The organism is Mycobacterium sp. UM_Kg27 (genome assembly GCF_000972905.1).
In the GTDB taxonomy this organism is placed as follows: domain Bacteria; phylum Actinomycetota; class Actinomycetes; order Mycobacteriales; family Mycobacteriaceae; genus Mycobacterium.
Map to the genome: position 1 here is coordinate 1 of NZ_JRMM01000185.1, position 6,344 is coordinate 6,344.

The window sequence follows — 6,344 nt, forward strand, 5'->3', positions numbered from 1 at the left end:
ATCCAGTTCTTGCTGGAACCGCCGACACCGCCGTTGCCGCCGTTGCCGGCGTTGGTGCCGTTCTCGCCCAGGACCGCAAGTCCGTTGAAGCCGCGACCGCCTTCGCCGCCGACACCGCCGACGCCGCCGTTGGCGAAAATCCAGCCCAGCCCGTCGCCGCCGTTGCCGCCGTCCCCGGCGTTGGTGCCGTCCTGTCCGAGCACGATGTTGTCGTAGCCGGCGCCGCCGGCACCCCCGGCACCACCGATGCCCATCCAGGTGCCACCCGCACCGCCGTCGCCGCCGTCGCCGCCGTCGATCCCGGTCAAGATGCTGTCTCCGCCGTGACCGCCGGCACCGCCGTTACCGAACATTCCGGCGTCACCGCCGTTGGTGCCGTCGACCCCCGAGATCAGGCTGTTGTAACCGTCGCCGCCGTCACCGAACAACCAGCCGCCGTTGCCGCCGTCGACGCCGGGCAGGAGGCTGTCCGCCCCGTTGCCGATCACGTAACCCATGCCCAGCGAGTTGATAAATGTGTCGACCAGGATGCCGGTAGGGCTGTTGATCCAGTCCTGCATCATCGTGTGCATCGGCTGGTAGAACCAGTCATCGATGAGGCCGGAGACCGTCAGCGGGTCTGCATCGGCAGGCAGGGCCGCCAACGGATCGCCGACACCGGCCACATCCCACGACGCCGGGTTCAGCCAGTCGCTAAGGTCCAGGTCCTGCCCCGTCGACGCGGCGACCGGCGTGAACAGGTCCGACAACCAGTCAAGGTCGAACCCGTCGGCATTCGCCGCCGGCGCACCGACGAGAGGACTCAAGCCGAACGCCAGGAAGGCCCCGATCGCGGTGCCGGCGCCCAGCACACGACGACGACGCACGAGTCGAGCACCGGTGAACACATCGCGCTTGTGACAGGCCATGTGAATGGCTCCTCCCCCGAGGACTTCAACGACAAACGAACGTTAACAACGATCGTTGTTCCTCGTCAGGAGATTTTCAGTTATCTCTAAAATACTGGGACCGCGACGTCCTCAGACTGAGAGCACGGCGTCCAGCGCGGAGTAGAACAACCCCAGGCCGTCATCGCTGGGCCCGGTCAGGGCCTCGATGGCGTGCTCGGGGTGCGGCATCAGCCCGACCACCCGGCCGTTGGCCGAGCTGACACCGGCGATATCGCGCAGCGAGCCGTTGATGTTGTCGAGGTAGCGGAACACCACCCGGCCTTCGCCCTCGAGCTCGTCGAGCACCGCCTCGGAGGCCACGTAGCGGCCCTCACCGGACTTCAGCGGCACCAGCAGGTCGGCGTCGGCGTCGAACCGGGAGGTCCAGGCCGTCGAGGTGGACGCTACCCGCAGCCAGACGTCGCGGCAGACGAAGTGCAGGCCGACGTTGCGGGTCAGCGCTCCGGGCAGCAGCCCGGCTTCGCACAGCACCTGGAAGCCGTTGCAGATGCCGAGCACCGGCATGCCCTGGCCGGCGGCCCTGATGACCTCGCCCATCACCGGGGCGAACCGGGCGATGGCACCGCAGCGCAGGTAGTCACCGTAAGAGAAGCCGCCGGGCACCACCACGGCGTCGACACCCTTGAGGTCGGCGTCGGCGTGCCAGAGGCTGACGGGCTCGGCACCGACGAACCGGACCGCGCGGGCGGCGTCGACGTCGTCGAGGGTGCCCGGGAAGGTGATGACGCCGATCCGGGCGCTCACGAGGTCTCCCGGCTGACGGTGAAGTCCTCGATCACCGTGTTGGCCAGCAGCGATTCGGCGATCTCGGCCAATGCGGCGTCGTCGATCGAATCGTCGACCTCGAGCTCGAAGCGCTTGCCCTGCCGCACATCCGACACTCCGGTGTGTCCGAGCCTAGAAAGCGCTCCCACGATCGCCTGTCCCTGCGGGTCAAGGATCTCGGCTTTGGGCATCACGTGCACAACCACCCGGGCCACGGGTGCTCCCTACTGTCGACGGGGGAATCGGTCGGGTCAACAATACCGATGCCCGTCGGCGGCACCGGAGAGCACAATCTTTAGGTATGCAACTGACCCACTTCGGCCATTCCTGCCTGCTCGCCGATTTCGGCGGGACCACGGTGCTGTTCGACCCCGGCAACTTCTCGCACGGCTTCGAGGGCATCACCGGGCTGGCGGCCATCCTGGTCACTCATCAGCACCCTGACCACGCCGACGTGGCGCGGCTGCCGGCCCTGATCGACGCCAACCCGGGTGCGGCGCTCTACGCCGACCCGCAGACCGCCGCCCAGCTGGGCCCGCCCTGGCGGGCGGTGCACGTCGGGGACGGCTTCGACGTCGGTCCGCTGCGAGTGCGCGGGGTGGGCGGGCAGCACGCGGTGATCCATCCGGAGCTGCCGATGATCGACAACATCTCCTACCTGATCGGCGACGACGAGCACCCGGCCCGGTTGATGCATCCCGGCGACGCACTGTTCGTGCCGGGCGAACCGGTGGACGTGCTGGCCACCCCGGCGGCGGCGCCGTGGATGAAGATCTCCGAGGCCGTCGACTACCTGCGCGCGGTGGCGCCGCGGGCGGCGGTGCCGATCCACCAGGGCATCATCGCCACCGAGGCGCGCGGGATCTACCACGGCCGGTTGGCCGAGATGGGACGCGCCGACTTCCAGGTGCTTCCCGAGGAGAGCGCCGTCACCTTCTAGGCGATATCGCTGGCCGCGCCCCGGCCGGCAGCCCGCCCGGAGAAGATGCACCCGCCCAGGAAGGTGCCCTCCAGCGCTCGGTAGCCGTGCACCCCGCCGCCCCCGAAACCGGCCACCTCACCGGCCGCATACAGCCCGTCGATCGGCTTGCCGTCCGCACCCAGCACCCGGGAGTCCAGGTCGGTTTCCAAGCCGCCCAACGTCTTTCGGGTCAGTATGTGCAGCTTCACCGCGATCAGCGGTCCGGCGGCCGGGTCGGTCAGCCGGTGCGGAGCCACCACCCGGCCGATCCGATCACCCAGGTAGGCCCGGGCGCCGTGGATCGCGGTGATCTGGCCGTCCTTGCTGAATCGGTTCGCCACTTCGCGGTCGCGTGCGGTGACCTCGGCCTCGACCGTCGCGTAGTCCAACGGGACCACATCGGGCAGGTCGTTCATGGCGGCGACCAGGTCGCGAAGCGACGAAGCGTGCACGAAATCCACCCCGCGGTCGATGAACGCCTGCACCGGCGGGGGCGGTCCGGACCGGGCTCGCGACATGGCCAGCTGTCGCAGGCTACGGCTGGTCAGGTCGGGATTCTGCTCTTGGCCCGACAGCGCGAACTCCTTCTCGACGATCCGCCGGTTGAGCAGGAACCAGGTGTAGTCCTGACCGGAGCGCGCGATGTGTTCGAGCGTGCCCAAGGTGTCGAACCCGGGATACAGCGGCCCGGGCAGTCGTACGCCGGCGGCGTCGAGCCACAGCGGCGACGGGCCGGGGATGATGCGGATGCCGTGACCGGGCCAGATCGGGTCGTAGTTGGTGATGCCCTCGGTGTAGTGCCACATCCGGTCCCGATTGATCACCCGGCCGCCGGCCGCCTCGGTGATCCCGATCATCCGGCCGTCGACATGGGCGGGCACCCCGGCCAACAGTTGCGCGGGCACCCGGCCCATCCGCTCCGGCCAGTTCTGTCGCACCAGATCGAGGTTGCCGCCGATACCACCGCTGGTGACCAGCACCGCCGGAGCACGCAATTCGAACTGTCCCACCGTGTTCCGCGACGAGGCCACGCCGCGTTCGGCGGCCGAGGGTTCCAGCACACTGCCGCGAACCCCGGTCACCCGGCCGCCCTCGACGACCAGCTCGTCGACCTGGTGCCGGAAGGCGAACCGGACCCGCGAGCGGCCCCGCAGCCGGCTCGCGAAGATCTCCACCAACGCCGGTCCGGTTCCCCAGGTGATGTGGAACCGGGGCACCGAGTTGCCGTGCCCGATGGCGCCGTAACCGCCGCGCTCGGCCCAGCCCACCAACGGAAAGAGCTTCAGCCCGCGGGCCCGCAGCCAACTGCGCTTCTCACCCGAGGCGAAGTCCACGTAGGCATGCGCCCACTGGCGCGGCCAATGGTCGCACTCCCGGTCGAATCCCGCGGTGCCCAACCAGTCCTGTAGCGCGAGTTCGTGGCTGTCGCGGACCCCCAGCCTGCGCTGCTCGGGGCTGTCGACGAAGAACAGGCCGCCGAAGGACCAGAACGCCTGTCCGCCCAGGTTCGCGCTGTTCTCCTGGTCGACGATCAAGACACGCTGACCACGCTCGACCAGCTCGCAGGCCGCCACCAGGCCGGCCAGACCCGCCCCGACGACGATCGCGTCGGCGTCCGCCTTACCGCTCATGGCGTCCCAGGGTAACGACTCAGGCGCTCAACTCCGAGGCCACATCGACCGGCGGGAGTGGCCAGCGGTAGGGCTCCGGCCGGCAACCATGGCCCAACGCCGTGTCCACCGCATCCAGCATGGCCTCGGCCACGCCGGGCTTGCTCAGCTGCCGCGCCCCTACCGACAGCCGCACCACGCCGTCGCGGCGCGCGATGCGCTCACTGGTGGCCACCACCATCCGGCACCACCAGGGCGCACTGAGGAATCCGGCCCCGACGCCGACCACCCGCGCCCGCACGGTGTGGCCCAGCACCAGGTCGGTGACACCGTGCAAGCCGGCTAGGAGCCGGAAACCGTTGCGCGGCAACGCCTTGACCGTGCCCGGTGACACGGTCCAGCCGGGCGCGGCGAACAACCGGGTGCGCAGCCCCAGGTGTTCCAGTACGCGGTCGGCGCCGAGCAGTCGCAGATTGGCCTCGTGGGCGGGCAGCGTGGCGAACTCGCCACGCCGTTTCTTGGTGGCGGCCTCGTCGAAGCCGTGCAGCACGATCGCCGCGCCGTCGGCGCGCCGCTGCGCCAGCCACTCGACGGTGCCGGGATCGCGGTCGAGCCGGTAGTCGGCACCCAGTCGCGGTGCCACCAGCAGCGATACCGGTACGTCGCGGGCATCCAGTTGCGCGCAGAAGGCCTCGGCATCGGCGAGGGTGTGCGCCCCGATCCCGGAGACGGAGACGATCAGTTGTCCGGTCACAACACCAGTGTGACCAGCACAGGTGTCCAGTCGGTGACGTCGAGGAAGACGTCAGATAGCGCTACGGAGTCGCCCGCCGGCGGCTGTGGTCGGCCGGATCGGTGGTGTCGGCGGCGATCGCCTTGAGCCGGGCCAGATCACGCGGGTGCAGACCCGGAGTCATCTCCAGCGATTCCAGAAGCAGGTCGGTCTGTTCACGCAGAGCGGGCAGGTGCTCCGGCCGGCCGTACTCCTTGACGTGGGCGACCAGCATTCGCAGCACCCGCAGGATCGCCGCCGCCACCAGGGGCTGACTGGGCGCAACTTGGCGAAGTTGGTCGAAACCGTGCCCGATGTACTCCTTGGGGTCGAGATCCCAGGGCCGCAACAGTATTCGCCCGTCCGGGCCGGCCACTGCCCGCGGTCGCGGCGGCACCGTCAGCACCCGGCGCAACAGGCTGCCCACCCGCAACGTGGCCTCCACCGCTGTGGTCGGGTCGTTGATCGCCGAGCTGAGTGCCCGCAGTCCGATATCGACCAGCTGGCGGAAGGCGAAGTCGACGTCTTCCTGCATGGTGCGGCTGTCACTGACCACGACGGCCCGGGGCAGCTTCTGCCGCACCCGATCCGGATTGGCCGGCACCGGCCAGATGGTGACCAGGGGCTGGCCCAGGTGGATGTAGGCGCCCACCCGGGTGTCCAGCCGGATGGTGGTGCCGGCGGGGATGGCAGCCAGCAGCCGTTGGGGTTCGACCTGGCTGACCCAACCGTTGCCGGGCGAGGTCAAGCGCAACGCGTCCGGGGGAACCTCCATGTCGGCCTCGTGGGCGGGTTGCTCGTGAGCAGCGGCGGCCGCGACAGCGTCGATCACCATCGAGCCCTCGGCCGCGATTTCACGCACCACCTGTCCGACTTCCAGCCGGTGGGCCAGGTGATCGACGTGCGCGATGATCGTGATGACGGTGGCGATCGTCAGCACGACCGCGACCGTCACCGTCAGCGGCGGCGCGGGGACCGGTGAAGACCCATCGAGATCAGGCAGGCTCAGTACGCAGTACACGAAGGTCGCGACCAGCAATCCGATCACCACCTGGCTGAGCCGGTCCCGGATGAACCAGCGCATCACTCGTGGCGACAGCTGCGAACTCGCCAGCTGCAGGCTGACGATGGTCAGCGAGAAGATGACTCCCGCAGTAGTGATCGTCGCGCCGGCGATCGTGGACAGCAGTGTGGTGGCCACGCCACTGTCCATTTTCAGAAGGAAGCGCGGCGACGGGCCGATGTTGCGGTCCGCCACCCGGGTGATGACCTGTCTCTTATACACA

General features: G+C 69.1%; 6 protein-coding genes and 1 pseudogene. 1 reads left to right on the top strand and 6 read right to left on the bottom strand.

All coding sequences use genetic code 11. The features are described from left to right. The 3 genes and pseudogenes from LI94_RS23960 to purS all read right to left on the bottom strand — a co-directional run. Positions 1 to 908: pseudogene (locus tag LI94_RS23960) on the bottom strand (hypothetical protein); the annotation flags it as partial. A 111-nt stretch (positions 909 to 1,019) separates the two neighbouring features. Continuing rightward, positions 1,020 to 1,694 carry a phosphoribosylformylglycinamidine synthase subunit PurQ gene (purQ, locus tag LI94_RS19690; RefSeq protein ID WP_024441897.1) on the bottom strand — a complete coding sequence of 225 codons (675 nt, stop codon included), beginning with the start codon at positions 1,692 to 1,694 and terminating at the stop codon, positions 1,020 to 1,022. Next, positions 1,691 to 1,930, bottom strand: a complete 240-nt coding sequence (gene purS, locus LI94_RS19695) for a phosphoribosylformylglycinamidine synthase subunit PurS (protein ID WP_024441898.1) — start codon at positions 1,928 to 1,930, stop codon at positions 1,691 to 1,693. The genes purQ and purS overlap by 4 nt, the downstream gene beginning before the upstream one ends. A gap of 86 nt (positions 1,931 to 2,016) precedes the next feature. Here purS and LI94_RS19700 point away from each other — a divergent pair, with 86 nt between their 5' ends. Continuing rightward, a complete protein-coding gene (locus tag LI94_RS19700) occupies positions 2,017 to 2,655 on the top strand; it encodes an MBL fold metallo-hydrolase (protein WP_024441899.1) in 639 nt (212 codons plus the stop codon). On the opposite strand, the gene LI94_RS19705 is transcribed toward LI94_RS19700, so the two are convergent. The 3 genes from LI94_RS19705 to LI94_RS19715 form a co-directional block, all read right to left on the bottom strand. Beyond that, positions 2,652 to 4,307, bottom strand: coding sequence for an FAD-binding dehydrogenase (locus tag LI94_RS19705; RefSeq protein WP_046302255.1), 1,656 nt, complete (start codon positions 4,305 to 4,307; stop codon positions 2,652 to 2,654). The two genes, LI94_RS19700 and LI94_RS19705, sit on opposite strands and share 4 nt — an antisense overlap. A gap of 19 nt (positions 4,308 to 4,326) precedes the next feature. Then, on the bottom strand, positions 4,327 to 5,040 hold the full coding sequence (locus LI94_RS19710) for a DUF2334 domain-containing protein (RefSeq protein ID WP_046302256.1): 714 nt from the start codon (positions 5,038 to 5,040) through the stop codon (positions 4,327 to 4,329). Positions 5,041 to 5,101: 61 nt separating this feature from the next. Continuing rightward, on the bottom strand, positions 5,102 to 6,344 hold a 1,243-nt coding region (locus tag LI94_RS19715; RefSeq protein ID WP_046302257.1), incomplete at its 5' end, for a DUF2254 domain-containing protein.

Excerpts from the sequence above, each read along its gene's own strand:
- LI94_RS19700 (WP_024441899.1), top strand. The coding sequence starts at position 2,017 with ATGCAACTGACCCACTTCGGCCATTCCTGCCTGCTCGCCGATTTCGGC.
- LI94_RS19705 (WP_046302255.1), bottom strand. The coding sequence starts at position 4,307 with ATGAGCGGTAAGGCGGACGCCGACGCGATCGTCGTCGGGGCGGGTCTG.